General features: G+C 72.2%; 20 protein-coding genes and 2 pseudogenes. 6 read left to right on the top strand and 16 right to left on the bottom strand.

The genetic code is table 11. The annotated features are described in order from the left end of the window. Positions 1–16 precede the first annotated feature (16 nt). The 7 genes from ABT122_RS07920 to ABT122_RS07890 form a co-directional block, all read right to left on the bottom strand. Entirely contained in the window at positions 17–958 is a 942-nt protein-coding gene (locus ABT122_RS07920; RefSeq protein ID WP_351547037.1) for a type II secretion system F family protein, read from the bottom strand. A gap of 36 nt (positions 959–994) precedes the next feature. Next, a complete protein-coding gene (locus ABT122_RS07915) occupies positions 995–2335 on the bottom strand; it encodes a TadA family conjugal transfer-associated ATPase (RefSeq protein ID WP_351547034.1) in 1341 nt (446 codons plus the stop codon). 88 nt (positions 2336–2423) lie between these two features. Continuing rightward, a complete protein-coding gene (locus ABT122_RS07910; protein ID WP_351547031.1) occupies positions 2424–2786 on the bottom strand; it encodes a TadE/TadG family type IV pilus assembly protein in 363 nt (120 codons plus the stop codon). Continuing rightward, positions 2783–3211 (bottom strand): TadE/TadG family type IV pilus assembly protein, encoded by a 429-nt coding sequence (locus ABT122_RS07905; RefSeq protein WP_351547028.1) that lies wholly within the window; start codon positions 3209–3211, stop codon positions 2783–2785. Before ABT122_RS07905 ends, ABT122_RS07910 begins: the two co-directional genes overlap by 4 nt. Before the next feature lie 22 nt (positions 3212–3233). After that, positions 3234–4484, bottom strand: a complete 1251-nt coding sequence (locus ABT122_RS07900) for a CpaE/TadZ family protein (RefSeq protein WP_351547025.1) — start codon at positions 4482–4484, stop codon at positions 3234–3236. A 7-nt stretch (positions 4485–4491) separates the two neighbouring features. Next, positions 4492–5202: a Flp pilus assembly protein CpaB gene (cpaB, locus tag ABT122_RS07895; RefSeq protein WP_351547022.1), complete on the bottom strand. Its 711-nt coding sequence runs from the start codon at positions 5200–5202 to the stop codon at positions 4492–4494. A 284-nt stretch (positions 5203–5486) separates the two neighbouring features. Further along, positions 5487–6317, bottom strand: a complete 831-nt coding sequence (locus ABT122_RS07890; RefSeq protein WP_351547019.1) for a hypothetical protein — start codon at positions 6315–6317, stop codon at positions 5487–5489. Positions 6318–6731: 414 nt separating this feature from the next. On the opposite strand from ABT122_RS07890, the gene ABT122_RS07885 reads away from it, so the two are divergent. Both ABT122_RS07885 and ABT122_RS07880 read left to right on the top strand, forming a co-directional pair. After that, positions 6732–8429 carry a chitinase gene (locus ABT122_RS07885; protein ID WP_351547016.1) on the top strand — a complete coding sequence of 566 codons (1698 nt, stop codon included), beginning with the start codon at positions 6732–6734 and terminating at the stop codon, positions 8427–8429. Between the two features lie 298 nt (positions 8430–8727). After that, the gene (locus ABT122_RS07880) at positions 8728–10077 is read left to right on the top strand and encodes a M14 family metallopeptidase (protein WP_351547013.1); all 1350 of its coding nucleotides are present in this window, start codon (positions 8728–8730) and stop codon (positions 10075–10077) included. A 73-nt stretch (positions 10078–10150) separates the two neighbouring features. Here the strand turns inward: ABT122_RS07880 and ABT122_RS07875 are convergent, their stop codons facing one another. The 4 genes and pseudogenes from ABT122_RS07875 to ABT122_RS07860 all read right to left on the bottom strand — a co-directional run. Next, positions 10151–10561, bottom strand: coding sequence for a RidA family protein (locus tag ABT122_RS07875; RefSeq protein WP_351547010.1), 411 nt, complete (start codon positions 10559–10561; stop codon positions 10151–10153). Positions 10562–10605: 44 nt separating this feature from the next. Beyond that, a complete protein-coding gene (locus ABT122_RS07870) occupies positions 10606–11358 on the bottom strand; it encodes an IclR family transcriptional regulator (protein WP_351547007.1) in 753 nt (250 codons plus the stop codon). Continuing rightward, a pseudogene (locus ABT122_RS07865) lies at positions 11355–11651 on the bottom strand (PfkB family carbohydrate kinase); the annotation flags it as partial. The pseudogene ABT122_RS07865 and the gene ABT122_RS07870, both read right to left, overlap by 4 nt. Before the next feature lie 699 nt (positions 11652–12350). Then, positions 12351–13058, bottom strand: a pseudogene (locus ABT122_RS07860) (sugar kinase); the annotation flags it as partial. Between the two features lie 189 nt (positions 13059–13247). On the opposite strand from ABT122_RS07860, the gene ABT122_RS07855 reads away from it, so the two are divergent. Continuing rightward, on the top strand, positions 13248–14522 hold the full coding sequence (locus ABT122_RS07855) for an alanine racemase (RefSeq protein WP_351547004.1): 1275 nt from the start codon (positions 13248–13250) through the stop codon (positions 14520–14522). A 17-nt stretch (positions 14523–14539) separates the two neighbouring features. Beyond that, positions 14540–16147, top strand: a complete 1608-nt coding sequence (locus tag ABT122_RS07850; protein ID WP_351547001.1) for an N-acyl-D-amino-acid deacylase family protein — start codon at positions 14540–14542, stop codon at positions 16145–16147. Positions 16148–16159: 12 nt separating this feature from the next. Here the strand turns inward: ABT122_RS07850 and ABT122_RS07845 are convergent, their stop codons facing one another. Then, positions 16160–16390, bottom strand: a complete 231-nt coding sequence (locus tag ABT122_RS07845; protein WP_351546998.1) for a hypothetical protein — start codon at positions 16388–16390, stop codon at positions 16160–16162. Positions 16391–16562: 172 nt separating this feature from the next. On the opposite strand from ABT122_RS07845, the gene ABT122_RS07840 reads away from it, so the two are divergent. Then, positions 16563–16826: a chaplin gene (locus tag ABT122_RS07840; protein WP_351546996.1), complete on the top strand. Its 264-nt coding sequence runs from the start codon at positions 16563–16565 to the stop codon at positions 16824–16826. 75 nt (positions 16827–16901) lie between these two features. Here the strand turns inward: ABT122_RS07840 and ABT122_RS07835 are convergent, their stop codons facing one another. Then, complete coding sequence (locus ABT122_RS07835) at positions 16902–17762, bottom strand: tyrosinase family protein (RefSeq protein WP_351546994.1); 861 nt, start codon at positions 17760–17762, stop codon at positions 16902–16904. Positions 17763–17781: 19 nt separating this feature from the next. Further along, on the bottom strand, positions 17782–18222 hold the full coding sequence (locus tag ABT122_RS07830) for a tyrosinase family oxidase copper chaperone (RefSeq protein ID WP_351546991.1): 441 nt from the start codon (positions 18220–18222) through the stop codon (positions 17782–17784). A gap of 425 nt (positions 18223–18647) precedes the next feature. On the opposite strand from ABT122_RS07830, the gene ABT122_RS07825 reads away from it, so the two are divergent. Further along, a complete protein-coding gene (locus ABT122_RS07825; RefSeq protein WP_351546988.1) occupies positions 18648–19865 on the top strand; it encodes a cytochrome P450 in 1218 nt (405 codons plus the stop codon). Here the strand turns inward: ABT122_RS07825 and ABT122_RS07820 are convergent. Both ABT122_RS07820 and ABT122_RS07815 read right to left on the bottom strand, forming a co-directional pair. Beyond that, positions 19862–20362: a DUF5949 family protein gene (locus tag ABT122_RS07820; RefSeq protein ID WP_351546985.1), complete on the bottom strand. Its 501-nt coding sequence runs from the start codon at positions 20360–20362 to the stop codon at positions 19862–19864. The two genes, ABT122_RS07825 and ABT122_RS07820, sit on opposite strands and share 4 nt — an antisense overlap. A gap of 45 nt (positions 20363–20407) precedes the next feature. Next, the gene (locus ABT122_RS07815; protein WP_351546982.1) at positions 20408–20950 is read right to left on the bottom strand and encodes a DUF4352 domain-containing protein; all 543 of its coding nucleotides are present in this window, start codon (positions 20948–20950) and stop codon (positions 20408–20410) included. Between the last annotated feature and the right edge of the window lie 158 nt (positions 20951–21108).

The following is a 21108-nucleotide window of genomic DNA, read 5'->3' as shown; positions in this document are numbered from 1 at the left end:
GTGTCGTCCTCCCTTCTCAGATCTGGATGCGGGAGACCCGGCGGATCAGGAACGCGCCCAGTCCGTAGAGCCCGAAGGCGATGACGGTGGCGGCCTGCCCGGCGAACGATCCGGTCATCCGGTCCAGGGCGCCCGGGGTCATACCGTTGATCATCAGCAGAAAGCCGAGGCCCAGCAGGGGGACGGCGAGGGCGGTGACCTTGATCTGCGAGAGCATGGTGGTGACCTCGCGGCGGGTCTCCTTCCGCTCCTCCAGGGACTGGGTGAGGTTCCGCAGCGAGGTGACGACCTGTCCGCCCGCCCGGTTGGCGAGGATCAGGGTGGTGACGAGGACGCTCAGCTCGCGGGAGGGCAGCCGCTCGCCGAGCGCGCCGAGCGCGTCGTCCAGGCTCTGGCCGACGGCGAGCTGATCGGCCACGATCCCCAGCTCCTGGCCCGCCGGGTCGTCGAGCTCCTCGGCGGCCATGGCGAGCGCGGTGCGCAGGGCGAGGCCCGCCTGGGTGGCGTTGGTGAGGACGCGGGTGAATTCGGGGAGCTGGTTGATGAAGGCCTCGGTGCGCTTGGCCCGCTGCCAGCCGAGGAAGGCCCCGGCGCCCCACAGCCCGACGACGGCGCCCAGGACTCCGAAGAAGGGGGTGAAGACCGCGCCGACGGTGAAGTAGAGGGCGAGCAGCACGGCGAGCACGTGGACGGCGTACTCACCGGGGGTCAGATCGAGGCCGGTGGCCGCGATCTCGCGTTCGATGCGGCGGCCGAGCCGGGTGGTGCGCAGCCGCCGGTCGAAGCGCCGGAAGCGCCGCCGCCGGCCCGTCGCGCTCCCGGCGGGGCCGCTCTGGCTCATGCGGTCGACCAGGGCCTGCCGCTGGGCCCGGCCCGAGGAGTAGGTGTGCACGCCGATGACACCGAGCACACCGGCGAGCAGGGTGACCCCGGCTGTCAGAAGCGGGAGATTGTCCATGTCGGGCGGGGACCTCTTCGATGGGGGTACGGGGGGTCAGACGACCGTTCGGCGGACGGCGAGCTGGTCCTCGGAGTCGGCGACCCCGAAGACCGGGGGCAGCGGCTCGTTCTTCAGATAGAGCCGCTCGGCGACCCGCCGGGGCACCGGGTAGTACGCGAACTGCCCGTGGATGCGCCCGTCGGCGGACATCGGCTGGGCGTGGAAGCGGCAGACGGAGACGATGCGGTACTCCTCCCGGCCGTAGGAGTCGACCACCGCGATCTCGGTGACCCGGCGGGAGCCGTCGGCGTGCCGGGTGAGCTGGACGATGACATCGACCGCGCTGTTGATCTGGTCCTTGATCGCCATGAAGGGGATATCGACCTCGGACATGGAGGCCAGGGTCTGGAGCCGCATCAGCGCGTCCTCGGCGCTGTTGGCGTGGACGGTGGCGAGGGAGCCGTCGTGGCCGGTGGACATGGCCTGGAGCATGTCGAGGGTCTCGCCGCCGCGCACCTCGCCGACGATGATGCGGTCGGGCCGCATGCGCAGCGAGTTGCGGACGAGGTCGCGGATGGTGACGCGGCCCTTGCCCTCGACGTTGGGCGGACGGCTCTCCAGGGTGATCACATGGGACTGCTGGAGCTGGAGTTCGGCGGAGTCCTCGATGGTCACGATCCGCTCGCCCTCGGGGATCAGCCCGGAGAGCGAGTTGAGGAGGGTGGTCTTGCCGGTGCCGGTGGCGCCGGAGACGATCACATTGAACTTGGCCCGCACCAGACCGGCGAGGAGCAGGGTCATCTGCTCGTCCAGCGAGCCGATGGCGATCATTTCCTGGAGGGTGAAGGCGCGGGGGAAGCGGCGGATGGTGAGGATGGGGCCGCTGAGGGAGAGCGGCGGGATGATCACATTGACCCGCTCGCCGGACGGGAGGCGGGCGTCGACCATGGGGTTGGCCTCGTCGACCCGGCGGTTGACGGTGGAGACTATCCGCTCGATGGTCTGCATGAGCTGCTCGGCGGAGGAGAAGCGGAGCGGGAGCATCTCCAGCCGGCCGCCGCGCTCGACATAGACCTGCTCGGGTCCGTTGACCATGATCTCGCTGATGGAGGCGTCCTCCAGGAGCGGTTCCAGGATGCCGAGGCCGAGGGCCTCGTCGACGACCCGGCGGATGAGCTGGGCGCGCTCGGCGCTGGAGAGCACCGGGCCCTCCCGGCTGATGATGTGCCCGAGGACCCGCTCCAGCCGGGCCCGCCGCTCGGCCGCGGCGAGCGCGGACATCTCGGCGAGGTCGATCTCCTCCAGCAGCTTGGCGCGGTAGACGATGACGAGGCGGTTCTCCTCGCTGTGGCCGTTGACCGGCTCGGGGCTGCTGATGCGCGCCCGCAGGCTCATGGACTCATCTCCCAGGTGCTGCTCGGTCTTTCCGGTGGTACGGGTGGTGCGCGCCGGCCTCGGTTGGTACGGGTGGTGCGCGCGGGCCTCAGTCGCAGCGCATCGTGACGGTGCGGCTCGCGGGTCCGAAGTCGAGGACGGGCAGCAGGGCGGGGACATCGACGGTGGCCGTCGCCCGGACCTCGGAGCCGGGGGCACAGCCGGCCTCCACCCGCGCGCCGTCGGCGAGCCAGCCGCTGATCGCGGCCAGACCGGCCGCCGGGCCCGTGCCCGCGCCGTCCCGCTGGGCCTCGGCCCGGGCGGCGGCACGGGCGGCGGTGCCGGCCTGCTGGGCGGTGTAGGCGACCAGGCCGAGCTGGATGGCGGCGACGCCGACCAGGATCAGCAGGGTGATCACCCCGGCGAACTCCAGGGCGGCCTGGCCCCGGTCCCGGTCCTCCCCGGGCCTCATGACAGGGCCCCCCGCGGATGCTCGTCGACCGCGGCGGCCTCGGCGTCGACATCGAAGGGGAAGTTCGCCGCGCCGGGGAAGAGGATGGGGACCGAGATCCGCACCGTGGCACGGAACAGTCCATCGCCCCGCCGGCAGCTCGATTCGACCCGCCAGGCGTCGGGGAGGTCCTCGCGGACCGCGGCGTCACAGGCGGAGGGTCCGTCCACCGCGCCCGCCCTGGCGCCCGCGTCCGCCGCGTTCCCCGCCAGGGAGAAGGTGTAGCCGATGAGCGCGCCCTGCCAGAGGACGGCGAGGGTCGCCAGGATGACCGGCAGGGTGCCGGCGAACTCCACCGCCACCTGCCCCCGGTCGTCCCACCGCCCCGCCGCTCCCGGCCGCTCCCGGGCCGCGCCCCGGCCGCCGTGCCGTACGTGAGACCTCATCGCCCTCCGTACCCCCTCACCGTCATCGCCGGGACCGCGTCCTGCGGAGGCCGATCGAACCCCGGTCTCCCCTGAATCTGCCCTGCTTCTGGTCCGTCTCCCGCTCCTTGACGAGCCCGAGTTCGCCCGCGAGCGCCCACAGGGCCTGTTTGACGGCGGATTTGGGCTCCAGATCCTGCATCCGGCCGGCGTCGACCACGGACTGGAGTTCCTTGTACCCGGCGGGGACGGCGGTCCGGGCGACCCGGGTGCCGGTGATCTTCTCGATCAGGGGCGGCTGGATCTCGGTGGCCCGGTTGTGCCGGTTGACGACCGTGACCGTCTCCTCCGCCTTGCGGATCTGGAGCCGGTCCCAGAGGCGGACCATGCGCTTCGCCGCGCGTACGGAAACCACGTCCGGAGTCGTCACCAGCAGGGTGGTATCGGCCATTTCCACGGCGGCGGCGTTGGCGCTGTTCATCTGGGTGCCGCAGTCGATGACGACGACCTCGTACCGGTTGCGCAGGGCGCTGACGATCTGGCGCACGGCCCGGTCGCTCACCTCCTCGCCGCGCTCCCCCTCCGCCGGGGAGAGCAGCAGCCCGATCCCGGTCTGGTGGGCGAAGAGGGCGTCCTGGAGGACCCGGGGCGATATGTCCTGGATGGCGGCGAGGTCGGCGATCGAGCGGCGGAACTGCACATCCAGGTAGGAGGCCACATCGCCGGCCTGGAGATCGAGGTCGGCGAGGGCGACGGTGCGCCCGGACGCCTGGGCGGCCAGGGCGAGCTGGACGGCGGTGACGGTGGCGCCGACACCGCCCTTGGCGCCGCTGACGGTGACCACGGTGCCGCCCGGGCCGGTGAAGACGTCACCGCTGTGTCCGAGGTGGCGCCGGACCCCGGTGGACCAGCCGGCCGCCGCCTGGACCCGCTGGGCCAGTTCCTCGTACGAGAGGGGGAGGGCGACCAGGCCCCGGGCGCCGGAGTCCATGGCGGCCGAGTAGAGACCGGGGCCCGCGTCGACGGTGACCAGGATGACGCCGACGGAGGGGAAGCGCAGCCCGACCTCCCGGATCAGCTCCAGCGCGGGCACCGGGCCGATCCGCTCATGGACCAGCACGACCTCGGGCAGCTCGTCGAGGGACTCGGCGGCCAGCCGGGCGAGCAGATCGAGCAGCGAGGTGGAGTCCCCCACCGGAGTGGCCGGTTCCGCGTCCGGGAGCTGGGCCAGCAGGGTGGTGATGGAGCGGGCCGCGTCGGCTTCGCCGACCGCCGGGAGGATGCGTGTGGTCATACAGCCCTCACCTGTTCTTGTCTTCGTCGAGGGTGTAGGTGCTGTCCCCGGGGCGCAGTGCGGAGGAGCCGCCCCTGGCGAGCAGGGCGAGCCGGACGTGTTCGGCGAAGGACTCGGCGTGGGCGACGCGCTGGGCGTCCTTGGTGCCGAGAGCGAAGGTGATGGGGACCGCCTCGCGGGAACCGCCGCGGTCGTCGTCGCGGCGGTCGAGCGGGGTGAGCCGGCCCACGTCGATGACCCGGGCGCCGGGCACGATGATCCGGGACTGGTCGGCGTCGTCCTGGGTCTTCCCGGCGAAGGTGGCGAAGATATTGACCCGGTCGCCCGGGGTGATCTTGCCGGCCACCCCGGTGGCGGCATCGATCATGATGGCGATCTCCTGCTCCCCCGACGCCAGTTCCGGCCGGTCGACGATCATGTCCTTCTGGAGCAGTGAGCCCTTTTTCAGCTGGGTGACGGCGATCTTTCCGCTGACCGCCGAGAGATCGGTGACGGCGCTGTCCGAGAGCCAGCGCTCGGGCATGCTGACCTTCTCGAACTGGCCGGCCCGCAGCGCCGTATAGGGCGCGACATCGGACTTCACCCGATAGGCGGGAACCTCGGGGCCGACCTTCGAGTTCACATCATTGATCACCGATATCACGCCGGCGAACGCACCGATGGCGCACAGCACCGAGAGAAGCAGAAGGATGACACCGCGTCGTTGGCGTGAATTCATGTGCTGGACAACCTCGTTCGCTGACTTCGCTGGATGCGCTGGATTCGCCGGGTGTGCCGGATGCGCCGGATCGCCCGGATGGGCTCTCCCCGCGAATCCGCGGACTTCGCAGACAGGGGCTGACGGAGCGGACTGAGCGGGACACCCGGCGCGGCGCCCGCCCCGTCCGGCGGGCGGGGCACGCCGGACGGGCGGGTGGCGTCGGGTTCATCGTGCCTACCGGTGCGGCGGGAAGCGGGTCGGGCGCTGAATCCGGCAGGTCACGGCGGTGATCTCCGCGGTACTCACGGCCCGTGGTGCGCGGGGGCGCCGTGGTGGGGGACGCCGGCGTCCCCGCCCGGGCCCGCCGCCGGCAGGGTCGCCGAGCAGAATCCGCAGCGGTCACCGATGAGTTCGATTCCGCACCAGGTGCACACCTCTCTCCGTACGGACGCGACCAGTTGATAGAGGGTGGAGATGTCCGGCAGGAAGGCGGCGAATTCCGTCAGCTTGCCGGTGCCCCACCAGAGCGGGGAATCCGCGGGCAGCGCGGTCTCCTCCACTACTTGTGTCTGCCACTGCGGCGCCAGGGTCTTTTCGATCCACTCCGACTGGAGCTGTCCTTCCGCCACCACCAGCCGGGTGGTGAAAGCGGGCCCGCCGAGCCGCCCGCCGCCGCCCACCTTGACCAGTTCCGGCGTGGGGTTGGCGAGTACCCCGAACTGCGCGCCCGGAACCCATGACTTGGCGTGGGACTTCAGACTCACCGGCACCCGGTCCAGCCGGGTGACGGAATTGAGCAGCGCCCCCGCATAAACGTAGTGGGAGAGCAGCCGGGCCGCCGATGCGAGAATTCCGGGGCCGAAGTCGCAGACCGACAGCTGACGGAGCTGGCGGACGAGGACCGCGATACCGAGCGGCGGGAGGTCCACCTTCAGCAGCGCCAGCCGATTGGTCTCCAGGGCGGACCGCACGGTGTGCAGCCGCCGTTCATGGGCGAGCGGCAGACAGGACGGATAGAGCGCGACCACGTACCCGTGCTGTTCGAGCAGGACGGACGTGGCGGTGAGGGCGTCCTGGAGCGGCTGGGCGTCCGGCGGCGGAAGCAGAGCCGCCGTGGGCGTGTGCTGGTCCATCGGCGGTAGCACCAGATCTGCGCTGGTGACAGCTATTGCGGTCGGCACGCTGGTTCCCCGTTCGGCTCCGGTCACCGGTGGTCCCGTGACCGCAGATACGTACTGCTCGCTGCTCCTGCACGAGCACTTTATCCGCGACGGTGAAACCAGAGAACACCTTGCTGAACCCAGAGCCCCGGGGCGCGCACGCTCCGCACAGGCCAAAGCTCACCAAAGGATGACGATCTGTACGCCCATAGCAGGGGCGCGCGGGAGTGCGCACCCCAGGGTATGGCTGAAAACCGATGGCGCTTCCACGGCACCAATCACTGCTTGAGGGCTTGACAACCTCATTGGTCTGGACCAGTTTTACGACCCAGCGGTGGCCACCGTTTCTCACCCTCCTCCCCCCAACTCCCCCACTGGAGGCAGCAAGTGGACCGCACCACACGCTCGCGGAGATGGCTCGGCGGAGCCCTGGCCCTCGCAGTCGGGGCCGGGCTCACCGTCACCGGCATGACAGGAACAGCGCAGGCGGCGGACATCAATGTCGCCAAGAACGCCGGGTTCGAGTCGGGACTCTCCAGCTGGACCTGTGCCGGCGGCAGTGGCGTGAACGTCTCCATTCCCGTGCGCAGTGGAGCCTCGGCCCTCAAGGCGACACCGGGCGGACAGAACAACGCCCGCTGTACCCAGACCGTGGCCGTGAAGCCCAACTCGACGTACCAGCTCAGCGCCTGGACCCAGGGCGGCTACGCCTACCTCGGCGCGAGCGGCACCGGCACCACCGACGTCTCCACCTGGACCCAGGGCAGCGCCGGCTGGAGCCAGCTCAACACCAGCTTCCGCACCGGCGCGAGCACCACGTCCGTCACGATCTACACCCACGGCTGGTACGGGACCCCCGCCTACCACGTCGACGACGTCAGCGTCTTCGGCCCCGACGGCGGTGGCGGCCAGGAGCCGGAGCCCGTGATCCCGCCGGCCCCCTCCGGGCTGGCGCTGGGCGCGGTGACCTCGTCCTCCATCGCCCTCAACTGGGGTGCGGCCTCCGGCGCGACCGGCTACAACGTCTACCGCGACGGCGCCAAGGTCCAGTCGGTGACCGGCACATCGGCCACCGTGACCGGGCTGACCGCCAACACCTCGTACCAGTTCCAGGTGACGGCGACCAACAGCGCGGGCGAGTCCGTGAAGTCCACGGCCGTCTCCGGCCGGACCAGCGACGGACCGGTGCAGCCGAACCCCGTGGTGCCCAAGCACGCGATCACCGGGTACTGGCAGAACTTCAACAACGGCGCGACCGTGCAGAAGCTCCGTGACGTGCAGTCGGCCTACGACATCATCGCGGTCGCCTTCGCGGACTCCACCACCACGCCCGGCGAGCTGACCTTCAACCTCAGCCCGGCGCTCGGCTACGCCAACGTCGCCGAGTTCAAGCAGGACATCGCCGCCAAGAAGCAGGCCGGCAAGTCGGTCATCATCTCCGTCGGCGGCGAGATCGGCAATGTGACGGTCAACAGCGACGCCTCCGCGACCGCCTTCGCCAACAGCGCCTACGCGCTGATGCAGGAGTACGGCTTCAACGGTCTGGACGTGGACCTGGAGCACGGCATCAACTCCACCTACATGACGAAGGCGCTGCGCCAGCTCTCCGCCAAGGCCGGCCCGAACATGGTGCTGACGATGGCCCCGCAGACCATCGACATGCAGTCCACCTCGACCGAGTACTTCAAGCTGGCGCTCAACGTGAAGGACATCCTCACGGTCGTCAACATGCAGAACTACAACAGCGGCTCGATGCTGGGCTGCGACGGCAAGGTGTACTCGCTGGGCACGGTGGACTTCCTCACCGCGCTGGCCTGCATCCAGCTGGAGAACGGTCTCGACCCCTCGCAGGTCGGCATCGGGGTCCCCGCCTCGACCCGGGGCGCGGGCAGCGGCTATGTCAGCCCCACCGTCGTGAACAACGCGATGGACTGCCTCACCAAGGGCACCAACTGCGGCACCTTCAAGCCCGCCAAGACCTACCCGAATCTGCGCGGTGCGATGACCTGGTCCACGAACTGGGACGCCACGGCCGGAAACGCCTGGTCGAACTCGGTCGGGGCGCACATCAAGACCCTGCCGTAACCGCTTGACGGCGGGGCCGGTCCCACACCGGCCCCGCCCCGCACCGGCGGCCCCCGGGCCGCCACCGGACCAGTCGTACGAACCCGTCCACCCCCACGCCAAGGGTCGTACGACATCCATGGCAGCGCCACCGCATCCGCGGGGGCGCTGCTGTGCGTTACGGGCCGGTCCGCCCGCCGGCCCGGGCCGGCCCACCCGCCCTCTTGACCCGGGCATGTCAGGTCCAACAGGATGTGGGCGCCTGTTCGCACGATGCACGCGCCGGTTCCACCCTCCCAGTCCACATCCTGGAGACAGCATGCGACTTCGGATACGCGGCAGCGGCCGGAAGGCCGCCACGCTCAGCGCCCTGCTGGCGCTCGCGGTGGCGGCCCCCTTCACCGCCAGTGCGGCGCCACCGGACCCCGGGGCACCGGCCTCCAGGGCACCGGCCGCCACCGCCGACGAACAGACCCGGCAGTACCGGATCAGCGGTGAGACCACCGTCGCCTCCCGGACCGCCATCGCGGCGAGCGGGGCCACCGTCGACGAGGCCGGCGACCACTCCACCGTCGTCAGCGCCACTTCCGCGCAGGTGAAACGGCTGCGGGCGCTGGGCCACCGGCTGACCGCGCTGCCCGGCCCGCCGGCCCGTACCGCCGGCGGCCCCGTCCAGGCACTCGACTTCCCGCCCGCGGACTCGCGCTACCACAACTACGCCGAGATGAACACGGCGATCGACCAGCGGATCGCCGCCCATCCCGACATCATCAGCAAGCGGGTCATCGGCAAGAGCCACCAGGGCCGGGACATCATCGCCGTCAAGATCAGTGACAATGTCGCCACCGACGAGAACGAGCCCGAGGTCCTCTTCACCCACCACCAGCACGCCCGTGAGCATCTGACGGTGGAGATGGCGCTCTATCTCATCCGTGAGCTGGGCGACGACTACGGCACCGACTCCCGGGTCACCAACGCCGTGAACAGCCGGGAGATCTGGATCGTCCCGGACGTCAACCCGGACGGCGGCGAGTACGACATCGCCACCGGCAGCTACCGCAGCTGGCGCAAGAACCGCCAGCCGAACACCGGCTCCACGGCGGTCGGCACCGATCTCAACCGCAACTGGAACTTCCGCTGGGGCTGCTGCGGCGGCTCGTCCACCTCTCCGGGCTCGGACACCTACCGGGGCCGCGCGGCCGAGTCCGCGCCCGAGGTGAAGGTCGTCGCGGACTTCGTCCGCAGCCGGGTCGTCGGCGGACAGCAGCAGATCAGGGCCGGTATCGACTTCCACACCTACAGCGAGCTGGTGCTCTGGCCGTACGGCTACACCACCGCCGACACCGCGCCCGGCATGACCCAGGACGACCGAAACGCCTTCGCCGCGGTCGGGCAGAAGATGGCGGCCAGCAACGGCTACACGCCCGAGCAGGCCAGTGACCTCTACATCACCGACGGCTCGATCGACGACTGGCTGTGGGGCAACCAGAGGATCTTCGGCTACACCTTCGAGATGTACCCGGGCAGCTTCGGCGGCGGCGGGTTCTACCCGCCCGACGAGGTGATCGAACGGGAGACCAGCCGCAACCGGGACGCGGTGCTCCAGCTCCTGGAGAACTCGGACTGCATGTACCGCTCGATCGGCAAGGAGGCGCAGTACTGCGCCTGACGGCGGCGGTACGCGGCGAGCGGGCCGCCCGGTCGGCACCGGGCGGCCCGCTCGCGCGCGGCGGGGGGCCGGATCAGCCCAGGACCGCCAGGGCGTCGATCTCGATGAGCAGCCCGGCGGGCAGCCCGACATAGACCGTCGTACGGGCCGAGGCGGGGGCCTTGAGGCCCTGCTCCTCGAAGTAGGCGTTGTAGATCTCGTTCATCTCGGCGAAGTGGTCCACGTCCGTGAGGTAGACGCGCATCATCATCACGTCGTCCCAGCTCGCGCCGCCCTCCTCCAGGATCGCCTTGACGTTGGCGAAGGTCTGGAGGGTCTGCTCGCGCAGGGTGGGGCCCGCCGGGGTCGGGGCCTGGCCCTCGACGGCCGGGAGGAAGCCGACCTGGCCGGCGACCTGGAGGATGTTGCCCTTGCGGACGCCGTGGGAGAACTTGGCCGGCGGGGCGGTGTGGGTCGCGGGGGTGATCGCGGTCTTCTCGGTCATGCGGGTTCCTTCGGGCTGGTCGTGTCTCTACGGGGTCGGACGGTTCAGTGCGGGGTGCCGGAGCCGGAGTACTCCCGGCTGATGGCGTCGGCGGTGCGGCGCACCAGCGGGAGGAGGGTGAGCAGCTCCTCGGCGGTGACGACCACATTCGGCGCGGAGACCGACATCGCGGCGACGACCCGGCCGGCCGCGCCCCTGATGGGGGCGCCGATGCAGTTGATGGACTCCTCGTGGCCGCCGAGGTCGGTGGCCCACCCCTGGTCGCGGACGGCGGCCAGCTCCTTGAGGAAGGCGGCGGCGTTCGGCGTCGAACGGGAGGTGTACAGGGGGTAGTCGAGCTTCTCGGCGATGGCGCGCCGCTCGTGCTCGGGCAGATCGCCGAGGAGGAGTTTGGCGACGGCGGCGACGGTGATCGCGACGGGTTTGCCGATACGGGAGTACATCCGGACCGGGTAGCGGCTCTCGACCTTGTCGATGTAGAGCACCTCGCTCTCCTCGTACACGGCGAGATGGACGGTGTGTCCGATCTGCTCGTTGAGGGTGACGAGGTGGGGGTGGGCGATGTCGCGCACGTCGAGGTTCTCGACGGCCTCCTGCGCGAGGGCGAAGAGCCGGGCGCCCAGGCGGTAGCGCTGGTCCTGCTGGCGGTAGACGAGGCCGTGGTCGTGGAGGGTGCGCAGCAGGCGCAGCGCGGTGGACTTGTGGACGCCGAGGCGGTCGGCGACCTGGCCGAGGTCGGCGGGGCCCTGCGCGAGCAGCGGCAGGATGCTCAGCGCGCGGTCGACGGTCTGGCTCATGGGGTGCGTACCTCCTCATCCGCGGCTGAGGTCCAGCCGGGGGCGAGACGAAGTCTCTCCCAGTCGGCGTCGCCGAGGGCCACGAGGCGGTCGGCGTGCGCGGTGGAAGGGGGGGTGGTGAGGTCGCCGGGGACGGTGAGGGCGGCGGCGGCCCAGAGGTGGCCGTGGCGGAGGAGGTCGCGGGGAGGGAGGGAGCGGAGGGTGGCGGAGAGGAAGCCGGCGGCGAAGGCGTCGCCGGCGCCGACGGGCGCGGTGACGTCCACGCGGGGCGCGGGCACGAAGGTGACGGTGTCCCCGACGCCGGTGCGCTGCCCCGCCCCCGGCCCCACCCCGGCCGACCCGGCACTCAAGGACGAACCCTCGCCCCCAGGAGCCGACACCCCGTCGGGCCGCTGCCCAGAACCCGGTCCCACCCCGCCCCGTCCGGCGCTTGAGGACGGACCCTCGCCCCCAGGAGCCGGCACCCCGTCAGGCCCCTTCCCAGAGGCGGGGCCCACCCCAGCCCGTCCGGCGCTTGAGGACGAACCCTCCGCCCCAGGAGCCGGCACCTCGTCGGGGCTCCGCCCCGAACCCCGCTCCTCAAACGCCGGAGGGGCTGAGGTGAACGGGCTCTCGGTCACCGGCAACGCTGAGGTGAACGGGCCCTCGGACGTCGGCGAGGCCGAGGCGGACAGGCCCTCGGTCACCGGAGGGGCCGAGGTGAACGGGCCCTCGGACGCCGGCGACGCCGAGGCGGACAGGCCCTCGGACGCCGGAGGGGCCGAGGCGGACAGGCCCTCGGACGCCGGAGGGGCCGAGGCGGACAGGCCCTCGGACGCCGGAGGGGCCGAGGCGGACAGGCCCCCGGACGCCGGAGGGGCCGAGGTGAACGGGCCCCCGGACGCCGGCGACGCCGAGGCGGACAGGCCCTCGGACGCCGAAGACGCCGAGGTGAACGACCCCTCGGTCACCGGAGGGGCCGAGATGAGCGGGCCCCCGGTCACCGGCGGAGCCGAACCCACCCGGCCCCCGCGAACCCCCTCCTCGCGGGCGAACATCGTCGCACCCCGGGCAGCCTGCTTGACGATCAGGACCGCGGGGTCGGGGAGGGCCTCCCTGATGGCGGCGGGGCCCACCAGGCCCCAGGCCTCCTCGGCCTCGTCCTCGCCGACGAAGACGAGGTCCGCGCCCCGGGCCAGCTCCAGAAGAATCTCCGCGCCCGAGGACTCCCCCCAGAGGCCGGGCCGGTGATTCAGGTCGAAGGAGACCAGGGGCCGCCCGGGCCGGCGCGCGGTCAGGGCGCGCATCAGGGCCAGGCACTCGGGCGAGAGCGCCGCGGTGATCCCGGAGAGGTGGAGGACGCGGGTCGCGTCCAGCACCCCCGCCGGAACGGTCTCCGGCGACATCGCGGACGCCGCCGACCCCCGCCGGTAGTACACCACCTCGTGGACATCGGTGGCCCGGTCCGTCGCGGTCCGGAAGTAGATCCCGGTCGGACGGCGCGGGTCCCGGCCGACGGCCGAGGTGTCCACCCCGTACCCCCCGATCGCCCGGATCAGATGATCCCCGAACCCGTCCGCCCCCACCCGGCTGACCCACTTCACCCGGTGCCCCGCCGCCGCCAGCGCGCACGCCACATTTGACTCGGCCCCGCCGATCGCGCGCGCGAAGGAGGGCACGTCCGCGAGGCGTCCGGGCTGCGACGGCAGGAACGTGACCATGGACTCGCCGAGGCAGATGACATCGGCGACATCCACGGCCTCGGTTCCGGTCAGGCTGCTCACCCTGGGGCTCCTCGCGGTGGTCTGGTGTGGTCGGGTCCATTGACCCGACACTGCGCCGGATGTTAGACACCATCGAGCGATATACGCAATGAGTGTTGCACACAGTGCAACGACAGGGAGGACCCCATGCCCGACGACCACCTCGCCGCACTCGGGCGGGAGCGCGTCGACCACCGGTTCAAGGCGCTGCCCCCGGACGCCGAAGGACTGACCGTCGCCGAGCTGGCGGCCGAGCGGCGCTCCCTCTTCACGGGCGGCTTCACCACCCCCGTACTCGCCCTCTCCGCCGCGTCCGTCGAGCACAACCTCACCCTGCTCCAGACCTACTCCGAGCGCCACGGCCTGGTCTTCGCCCCGCACGGCAAGACCTCCATGTCCCCGCAGCTCTTCGCCCGCCAGCTGGAGCACGGCGCCTGGGGCATCACCGCCGCCGTCCCCCACCAGGCCCGCGTCTACCGCGCCCACGGCATCCAGCGGATCTTCCTCGCCAACGAGGTCGTCGACACCGCCGCCCTGCGCTGGCTCGCCGGCGAGCTGGCGGACCCCGACTTCCGCTTCATCTGCTACGCCGACTCCGTGCGCGGCGCCGAGCTGATGAACGAGGCGCTCACCGGGGCCGGCGCGCCCCGGCCCCTCGATGTGGTGGTGGAGCTGGGCGCGGGCGAGGGAGCCCGCACCGGGGCCCGTACGGAGGCCGAGTGCGCCGCCGTCGCCGATGCCGTCGCCGCCGCCCCCGCGCTGCGGCTCGTGGGCGTCGCCGGGTACGAGGGCGAGGTGCCGGGCGCCGACAACGGGAACGTCCGCGCCTGGCTGCGCCGCCTCGTCGCGCTGGCCGCCGCCTTCGACCGGGAGGGCCGGTTCGCGGACTCCGGCGAGATCGTCGTCAGCGCGGGCGGCAGCGCCTGGTTCGACGCGGTCGCGGATGTCTTCGCGGAGATCCCGCAGCTCTCCCTGCCGGTGCTGAAGCTGCTGCGCTCGGGGGCGTATGTCTCCCACGACGACGGCCACTACCGCCATCTCACCCCCTTCAACCGGGTCCCGGAGGAGGGTGCCCTCCAGCCCGCGTTCCGGCTCTGGGCCCAGGTGGTCTCCCGGCCGAGCCCGGGGCAGGCGTTCCTCAACGCGGGCAAGCGGGACGCCGCGTACGACCTCGATCTGCCGGAGGCCCAGGTGGTCCGCGACGGCCGCACCGGGGAGATCCGGGCGGCGGACGGCATCACCGTGACCGGTCTCTCCGACCAGCACGGCTGGGTGGAGACCGCGCCCGGCGCCGCGCTGGAGGTCGGCGACTGGCTGGGGCTCGGCCTCTCGCACCCCTGCACCTCCTTCGACAAGTGGCAGCTGATCCCGCTGGTCGAGGCGGACGGCACGGTCACCGACTACATCCGCACGTTCTTCTAGGCCGGGGATCTCGCACCATGGATCTCGTCATCCGGGCCGCCCGGGTCATCGACGGCACCGGCGGCCCCTCCTTCCGGGCCGATGTCGGCGTCCGCGCCGGGCGGATCGCCGCGATCCGCCGCGCGGGCGAGCCGGCGCTCGACGGCACCCGCACCCTCGACGCCGCGGGGCTCGCCCTCTCCCCCGGCTTCATCGACATGCACGCCCACAGCGATCTCGCCCTGCTGCGCGACCCCGAGCACCTGGCGAAGACCGCCCAGGGGGTGACGCTGGAGGTCCTCGGCCAGGACGGGCTGTCGTACGCGCCGGTGGACGACCGCACCCTCGACGAGGTGCGCCGGGCCATCGGCGGCTGGAACGGCGGCGGGCCCGGTGACGACTCCGTGGACTTCGACTGGCGCACCGTCGGCGAGTACCTGGACCGCCTCGACCGGGGCATCGCGGTCAACGCCGCGTATCTGATCCCGCAGGGCACCGTCCGGATGTACGCGGTGGGCTGGGACGACCGCCCCGCCGGCGAGGCCGAGCTGAACCGGATGCGGCAGCTCGTCGCCGAGGGCATGGAGCAGGGCGCGGTCGGGATGTCCTCGGGGCTGACCTACACCCCGGGGATGTACGCGAAGGACGCGGAGCTGACCGAGCTGTGCCGGGTGGTGGCCTCCTACGGCGGCTTCTACTGCCCGCACCACCGCTCGTACGGGGCCGGGGCCCTCCAGGCGTACGAGGAGATGGTGACCCTCACCCGGGAGGCCGGCTGCGCACTGCACCTGGCCCACGCCACGATGAACTTCGGCGTCAACAAGGGCAGGGCGGGCGATCTGCTGGAGCTGCTGGACACGGCGCTGGCGGCCGGGGCCGACATCTCGCTCGACACCTATCCGTACACCCCGGGCTCCACCACGCTGGCCGCGATCCTGCCGGGCTGGGCCGCCGAGGGCGGGCCCGACGCGCTGCTGGCGCGGCTGGCGGACGGGCCGACCGCCGAGCGCATCCGCCACGATCTGGAGGTGACCGGCTCGGACGGCTGCCACGGGGTGCCGGTGGAGTGGGAGACGATCGAGATCTCCGGGGTGACCGATCCGGCGCTCGCCGCCCATGTCGGCCGCACCGTCGAGCAGTCGGCGCGGGAGCGCGGGGAGGCGCCCTGGGTGACCGCGCGGCGGCTGCTGATCGAGGACCGGCTCGGCTCCACGATCCTCCAGCACGTCGGCCACGAGGAGAACGTCCGGGCGATCATGCGCCACCGGGTGCACACCGGGGGCAGCGACGGCATCCTCCAGGGCGAAAAGCCGCACCCGCGCGCGTACGGCACCTTCCCGCACTATCTGGGCCGGTACGCGCGCGAGCTGGGCATCCTCTCCCTGGAGGAGACGGTCGCCCATCTCACCTCCCGCCCGGCGGCCCGGCTCGGGCTCGCCGACCGGGGGGTCGTCCGGGAGGGACACCGGGCGGACCTGGTGCTCTTCGACCCGGAGACGGTCGCCGCGGGCTCGACCTTCGCGGCCCCGCGCACGCTGCCCACGGGCATCCCGCACGTGCTGATCGATGGGCGGTTCGTGATCGAGGACGGGGTGCGGACGGAGGTCCTGGCGGGCCGCTCCGTCCGCCGCACACCGCGCGGATAGGCCGTACGGGGATCAGGAGGGGAGGCCGCCGGAGACCCCGCCGGGGACGATCTTGCCGACGATGTCGGTCACGGGCGCGAGCGCGCCCCCCGGCGGCGGCTTGAGCAGATTGCGGTCGACCTCGGTGGCCGAGGGCTTGGCGGCGGGCTGGTGGGCGGTGGCGGCCTGGGCCGCACCGGCGGCGGAGACGGCCAGGGCACAGGCGGCGGCCGCGACGGCGGCGGCCTTCTTGTACTGGATCATGCGCTGTGCAACGCCCGGGAGGGGCGGCTGGTCACGTTCCGACACGTGTGCCACTACGGCATGGGCGGTCACTTTGGCGATCATCCGTTACCGCCCACGGCCTGCGGCGTTGAAGGAGCGTGAAGGCCGCAGGCCCTGTGGCCGCTGTTCTGAAGAACTGCAAGGAGAACTGATGTCGCGTTTCGCCAAGGCCGCTGCCGTCGTCGCCGGCTCGGGCGCCCTCCTGGTCGGCGGCGCCGGTATGGCCACCGCCGACGCGGGAGCGCACGGCGCTGCCACCCACTCCCCCGGTGTGCTGTCGGGCAACCTGGTGCAGGTCCCCGTCCACATCCCGGTCAACGTCTGCGGCAACACCGTGAACATCATCGCGCTGCTGAACCCGACGTTCGGCAACACCTGCGTCAACGCCTCCGAGGGCAGCGCGTACGGCCACTGATCCACCGCACCTCCCCGAGCACCGCGGCCTCCCCCCCGCTTCCGCGGGGGAGGCCGCGGTTCTGCGTACCGGGCGTCACACGTACCGGTAGACGCGGGAGTGGTCGAGCAGTTCGGCCGGGCGCACCTCCCACGGCGGCAGCGGATCGTGGAGGGCGAAGACCCGCCCGGCCTGAGGGTCGGAGCCGGCCGGCGGGGTGCGCGGCAGATAGCCGGAGCGCGGATGGGCGCGCTGCCAGCGGTCCCACAGCAGATCGATGAAGGCGTGGTGGAGCCAGAAGACGGGGTCGTTGGGCGAGGTGGCGCCCAGCATCAGCCCGCCCACCCAGCGGTGCACACGGTTGTGGTTGCGCCAGCGCTCCTCGCCCCCGGCGCTCCAGCCCTCGATGCTGTTGCGGAAGCCGGTGCGCGCGGTGGAGTCCCAGGGGGCGGTGTCGTAGACGGGGTCGGCGAGGGCCCGGCGGACCTCGCCGGCGGTGGGCAGGTGGACCGGGTCGGAGGGGCGGCCGAGATCGCGGGTCAGATACTTGCCGTCGGTGATCCGGGAGGTGATCCGCCAGTTCCCGTTCCGGTACGCGAAGGGGCCGGTCATCACCTGACGGTCGCCGAACCTGCCGGTGCCGCCGAGGAAGTCGTCCGCCCAGAGGGAGGCACCGGGCGCGCGGTCGGCGGTCCAGTCCCAGTACGGGACGGTGACATCGGGGTCGATCCGCTGGAGCGCCCGCTCGAACTCCAGGAGATAGCGCCGGTGCCAGGGGAAGAAGGAGGGGGTCATATGGGCCGCCCTCGGCCGGTTCTGGCCGTCGGGGACGTAGAAGGCGTCGTGCATCCGGACGAATTCGTCGTACTGCCCCGAACGCTTCAGCTCCAGCAGCGCCCCGACCAGCCGCCGCTTCTCCTCGGCCGTCAGATTCCGCTGGTTCTTGCGGGTGTGCACGGGTGCGGCTCCTCGGTCGTCAGTGGGCGGGGTGCGGCGCGAGACGGGCGCCGCCCAGGTCGTCCACGGCGGCCCGGGCCACCTCGCGCAGGGTGGGGAAGGATTCGTAGTGGTTGACGGAGCTGAGATAGCTGCCGTCGGCCCGGCGCATCACGTGGAGCGGCCGCCCGTCGATCCGGACCTCGACGCTCGGCACCCCGTCGGCCGGGGGCGCGCCGGCCGGGGTTCCTCCGGCGGGGACGATGACGGTCTCGCCGCCCTGGATGTGCCGCCCCCGGTACATCTCCGCGAACCGCTCCAGATCCCGCCCGGGCCCGGGCGCCCGGCGAAAGGGCCCCGCCGGGGCCCGCCGCCCCACGAGCACCGGCGCGAGAGCTCCTGCGGTGCCCGCGACCACCCCGGCGGTGAAGAGCGCCCGCAGGGCGGTGCGCCGGGTGAGCGGGCGGGTGGGGATGCGCATGGTTCGTTCCGTCCTGTCCGGAGGAGTGTCCGCACGACAACGGGCCTCCGGCGCGGGGAGTTCGGGGGCGCGGGTTCGGAGAGTGCTGCTCCCCGGGTAACGAGTGGGGAGGGGGAACGGGTGCGGATGTCGCCTGTCCGCAGCAATGGGGGTGGGCGTGAGCCATGGGCCCGCCCGCCCTTGACCGGGCCTCGCGGGGGTGCGGCGGCCTGGGCCCCGGGGCCCGTCCTGGCACCCCCCAGAGCTGCCTCCGGGAGGTGCCCCCGGACGGGCTGAATTGCTTGGTCCGGGGGGCGTTCGCGGATGCCCGGCGGTGGGGTGAATCCGGGGGAGGCGGGGTCGTGTTCAGCCGGGCTCCCCCTGGCACGTGGGCCAGCATGGGCCCTCCGGCCCTCCGGCACACGCCCCCTCAGGAGGCAGCCCCCATGACCGTCCCGCCCGACCTCGCCAACCCCGCCTTCTGGCGCCTCCCCCGCCCCGACCGCCTCTCCGCCTTCGCCCACCTCCGCTCCCTCGGCACCCCCCTCCGCTTCGGGCCCGGCCCGGGCTTCTACGCGCTGGTGAAGCACGCCGACGTACGCGAGGCCAGCCGCTCCCCCCGGCACTTCGCGAGCGCCCCGGGCGTCACCACCCCGGAGCCCGCCCCCTGGGCGAAGGCCGTCTTCGGGAACTCGATGGTCAACATGGACGGCCCCGAACACGCCGGGCTGCGCGCGATCGTCGCCCGCGCCTTCACCCCGCGCCTGCTGGCGACGGCCGAGCAGAACATCCACTCCGTGGCGCGGCGGATCGTGGACGAGATGATCCGCGACCGCCCCGGGGACTTCGTACCGGCGATCGCCTCCCGGATGCCCTTCGAGATCATCTGCGATCTGATGGGCATCCCCGCCCACCACCGGGCGGACATCGCCCGGCGGATCGACGAGGCCTCCGAGAACGTCGGGGTGGGACGCCGCCGGGTCCGCGTCCCCGGACGCGGGCTGCGGGCCCTCGCCCATCTCCAGCTGGTGATGGCGCGGCTGGCCCGGGAGCGCCGCCGCCGCCCCGCCGACGATCTGATCTCCGCACTGGTGTGCGCCGATGTCGACGGGTCGGCGCTCAACGCGCGCGAACTCGGCGCCTTCTTCTCCCTGCTCCTGGTCGCCGGCGTGGAGACCACCCGCAACGCCATCGCCCACGGCCTCGCTCTGCTCACCGAGCACCCCGCCCAGCGCGCCCTGCTGGAATCGGACTTCGACCGGTACGCGGACGGCGCGGTGGAGGAGATCGTGCGCCATTCGACGCCGATCATTCAGTTCCGCCGCACGGTGGTGGCCGAATGCGAGCTGGGCGGAAGGATTTTCCGCCCCGGCGAGAAGGTGGTGCTCTTCTACGCCTCCGCCAATCGCGACGCGGCCGTGTTCGAGAACGCCGATGATTTCGACATCACCCGCGACCCCAATCCGCATCTGGGGTACGGGGGCGGCGGCCCGCATTACTGTCTGGGCGCCCATCTGGCCCGCCAGGAGATGAAAGCCCTCTTCGCCGAACTGCTCACGCGCCCGCGCGGGCTGCGGGCGGTGGGCGCGGCCGAACTGGTGGACTCCAGTTTCGACAACCGGGTCCGGGCCCTGCCCTTCGCCTTCGACACCGCCGCCGGTTAGCCGCGGAGCCTGCTCACCGGCAGCAGGGCGTGGGCCGCCGCCATCAGGGTCTCCTCGTCGCCGAGGTGGGCCCGGAGGACGTCCTCGGTGACGGGCTCGCCCGGGACCGCCTCGGGCCAGGGGCGGGTGCCGAGGAGGAGATGGACGTGGCCGCGTGCGTCGGCGGCGGCGAGCCACTCGGGCGGGGCGGGGCACTGGGCGCTCAGCCCCGGCATGTTGAGGACGGCCCGGCCGCCCTCGACCAGCAGCCGGACCGGGGAGTTGAAGGACGCCGCGGTGGCGTCGGTGAGCCCGGAGATCGTCAGCCCGGCGTCCTCGATCAGCGCCGTCAGGGCCGCGGTGCCGCCCTCGGGGCCCGCCTCCCCGTCGCCGAGGGAGTACACCAGCAGATACGGCATGTCGTGGCCGCCGGCCGGGTCACCGGTCCAGGCGAGCATGGAGACGGTGCCCAGATGGCTGCGCTGAACGGTGGAACGTGCGGAATTCGCAAGGGTCATGGGTCGGCACCCTAATGCCCGGTGCGGCTTGTGCGGGGACCGCGTTCACCTGGATGGGGGAAAGCGGAGCTGCCAGACGGAGGTGTGGTTTCCGAGGGCTGTGTGGAGCCGTACGATCCTTGACCGCTCGGGCACTTCGAATACCAGCCAGCCCTGTTTCTGTTCGCCAACCGCGAGCGTGTTCCATGTCAGCGGGGCGCCGGTGGTGAGCCTTCCGGTGGTGACCGGGGAATAGCGTTTTCCCGTCTCGTCGACGGCCCAGGCGCGGGCGCCGGTGGTGTCGTAGGGCCTGCCGCCGATGTTGAGGAGGGAGACATCGGCGCCGAACCACCGCTTGCCGCTTCCCGGCCCTTCGGCGGCGCGGGTGGCGACGGCGGGGTCCACCTGGCCGAGCACGGAGACGCGGAGGTGCTCGCCGAAGCCCCGGCCGGTGAGGTCGACCGAGTCGCCGAACCACGCGGGGGCGGGGGTGGGAATGGCGGGGCGGGGCTTGTGGTCGGTGGGGGGGTGGGGCGGGCTGTCGAAGGGGTTCTGGCAGGAGGTGGTGGTGGTGAGTGCCAGTGCCGACAGCAGGAGGGTGGAGGCCATGTGACGCATGGGTCCCCTTCGGCAGACCGTTTTCCGTATCATCACCGGCTCGGCCGGGGAAGGGGTCGCTGTGGGGCCCGTGTCGCGCCCCAAGTCCCCCGGAGGGCCCGCACCCGGCCCGTCGGACCCACCCGGCCGTCCGGCGCTCAGGACGGCCC

This window comes from Streptomyces sp. NPDC001985 (genome assembly GCF_040296845.1).
Lineage (GTDB): Bacteria > Actinomycetota > Actinomycetes > Streptomycetales > Streptomycetaceae > Streptomyces.
Note: the sequence above shows the minus strand (reverse complement) of the source record. Positions and strands in the feature narration are given on the sequence as shown.